Raw genomic sequence first — 1,622 nt, 5'->3', positions numbered from 1 at the left:
TTCATATGTGTTTTATTTTATTTTTAATCAATTAGGCCCAAAACTCTCCCGTAGGGCTTACTGCTCTATGTCCAGTTTCCACTAATTAAAGTGTGCTATAGGCCCAATTTTAATGGTTAATCTATATTTAGAGATACGTGATGATAAAAGGATAAGAAAGATGTAAATTTTCATATACGTGCTTCCAAAAGGTATTGCTACCCTTCTTTACGACAAGTGTTTGTGCTTATCCAGTTTTCGACTCAATTTCATACACAGGTTTAATTTCCTAGTAAAAAAAACGAGCTCCAGGTTTATCATTAGCCTACCGGGGTAAGCCTCACATCAAATCCTAGTTTTCGCAGGTGTCCAACTGTTTTTTGAACTTCCTTCACTTTGCGCTTCTGCTCCGCCTTTTCGATCTGCAACAAGGGCTCTTTATAGGCCTCTTTATTCTTAAGAATAAAATACGTTGCTATGATGATCTTATGGCTCACTGCTACCAAAGCTTTCTTACTTCCCTTCCGGACCAATAGCTTTTGGTAAAAGCGTTTCAGGTAGCCCTCTTTCCGACGGGTGGCTCCCCAGGCAGCCTCTACTAAAGCGGATTGGAGGTGTTTGTTTCCGTGGATGACGCGGGTGCTTTTTTTTTACCTGCACTCTCATTGCTTCCCGGACTTAAGCCCGACCAACTCGCCAGGTGATGCTGGTTTGGAAAGGCATCCATATCCACACCAACTTCACTGATGATGACAAGGGCGGTATCTTTTCCCACACCATCTATGGTTTGCAGGAGTTCCAGTTCCATCTCATACTGGGACGCTATTAAATCAATCTGTTGATCTAATTTGGTAATAAGCTTCTCGTTCTCTTCAATGGTCTCGCGGATCATCTTTAGCATAAAGCGATGATGTGGGGTAATGCGTCCGGTTAAGGCCTGGGCCATTTCTTCCCGTGGCGTCTTTACCCGTCCATGAACGTGAGTCAATAAGCCGGTAACATCATCCTTGCCATCAATAATATCACCGATGATCTTAGATGCACTTACCCCCTTAACGTTACTGACCACACTGCTGAGTTTAATATTGCAATCCTCTAAAACCTTTATAATCCGGTTGGTCTCCGAGGCTACAAACTGCACCTTCTTCCTCTTATAACGCATCAGGTCCCGAAGTTCCCGGATCTCCCTGGTGGGAATGAAACTAGCTTTTAAAAGACCACTCAGAAGCAGCTTACTCAGCCAGACACTATCCTTCTTGTCAGTCTTATGACCCGGAACGTTCTTTACATGCCGGGCATTGACAAGAATGATCGCAAAATCTTCCTCCAGGATATTAAAAACCGGCTTCCAATAGACGCCGGTGCTTTCCATAGCCACATGAGTAACCCCTTCTTCCCTGCACCAATCTCGTAACTCTGTCAAAGAACTTGTGTAGGCAGTAAACTGCCTGGTCTGGTAATCTTTGCTACTGCTTCTAACGGTAGCAACAATAACATCCTTGTGTACATCTATTCCGCATCCCACGGAAATAACCTGCTCGTAGTCAATTGCTTTCATAAATGATAAGTTTTTAAATCCTTACCTAAATTTAAGCAAAAAACTCATCGGTGTTTGCGTGTGCTAAATCATGGGTATTTCATAA

2 protein-coding genes are annotated in these 1,622 nt (G+C 43.0%); both read right to left on the bottom strand.

Going from position 1 to position 1,622, the window contains the following annotated elements; all coding sequences use genetic code 11:
* Nucleotides 1-299: 299 nt before the first annotated feature.
* Nucleotides 300-512 (bottom strand): hypothetical protein, encoded by a 213-nt coding sequence (locus tag IE056_RS18245; protein WP_189606425.1) that lies wholly within the window; start codon nt 510-512, stop codon nt 300-302.
* Between the two features lie 65 nt (nt 513-577).
* The gene (locus tag IE056_RS18240) at nt 578-1,537 is read right to left on the bottom strand and encodes an IS110 family RNA-guided transposase (RefSeq protein WP_189606424.1); all 960 of its coding nucleotides are present in this window, start codon (nt 1,535-1,537) and stop codon (nt 578-580) included.
* Nucleotides 1,538-1,622: the final 85 nt, after the last annotated feature.

It is taken from the genome of Salinimicrobium marinum, from assembly GCF_014651535.1.
In the GTDB taxonomy this organism is placed as follows: Bacteria; Bacteroidota; Bacteroidia; order Flavobacteriales; family Flavobacteriaceae; genus Salinimicrobium; species Salinimicrobium marinum.
The sequence above is the reverse complement of the archived record's forward strand: the minus strand, read 5'-3'. Positions and strand labels throughout refer to the sequence as shown.